Annotated in this window: 1 protein-coding gene; it reads right to left on the bottom strand. The window is 47.6% G+C overall.

Annotated elements, in window-relative coordinates:
- On the bottom strand, nt 1-1,025 hold a 1,025-nt coding region (locus tag R7Q48_RS24955; RefSeq protein WP_318132803.1), incomplete at both ends, for a potassium transporter TrkG.

Here is a 1,025-nt window from a genome sequence, read left to right as displayed (position 1 = left end):
TCATACCACCACCGGTCGAACCTGCGCATCCTCCTATAAAAGAGGAGAACAGTAACAGCACTGGCAAGAACAATGGCCAATCTGCAAAACCGGTTGTGGTGAAACCTGCGGTTGTCGAGATTGAGACAGTTTGGAACAATGCTTGGTCAAACGCATCATAAGGTGATGTGTAAGAGTGGTGCTTCAATAGTAGTAAGAAGCAAACCAAAAACAGTAACACCTGAATAAAGATGAACGCGCGGAACTCTGGGTCTTTCCAGTAATACTTAGGATGAACCCCACCAGAGGCAAATACTGCAAAGTGCAGAGTGAAGTTACAAGCAGAGATCAGCAAGAACACCACGGTAATCAGGTTAATCGCGTAACTGTCGAAGTAGCCCATGCTGGCATCGTGAGTTGAGAAGCCACCAATCGCAATAGTAGAGAAGCTGTGGCTGATGGCATCAAACGGCGTCATGCCCGCGAGCCAAAAAGCAACCGCACAAGCGATTGTCAGGCTTAAATAGATGTACCACAGCGCTTTTGCTGTCTCGGCTATGCGCGGGGTCATTTTGGTATCTTTCACTGGACCCGGAATTTCTGCGCGGTACAACTGCATCCCACCGATGCCCAACACTGGCAAAATAGCGACCGCAAGTACGATGATCCCCATCCCACCAAACCATTGTAGAAATTGGCGGTAGAACAAAATCGCTTTAGGTAATTCATCAAGGCCGACAATAACGGTCGCCCCTGTCGTAGTTAAAGCAGAGAAGGATTCAAAAAAAGCGTCAGTCACAGAAATGTTGGGATTATCTGCGATTAAAAATGGAAGCGAACCCGCGCTGCCCAAAACCGTCCAGAAAAGAACAACAATAAGAAAGCCATCACGTGATTTGAGCTCATGTTTATGCCGACGGTTAGGAAACCAACACATCGCTCCACAAAAAAGCAGCACAAAAAAAGTCGTGACAAAAGGTACACCAGCGCCGTCTCGATAAAGAAGCGCAACCAGTGCGGGTGCCAACATGGTGACACTAAAAAGC

The sequence above is a fragment of the Vibrio sp. 378 genome (assembly GCF_033339435.1).
Note: the sequence above shows the minus strand (reverse complement) of the source record. Positions and strands in the feature narration are given on the sequence as shown.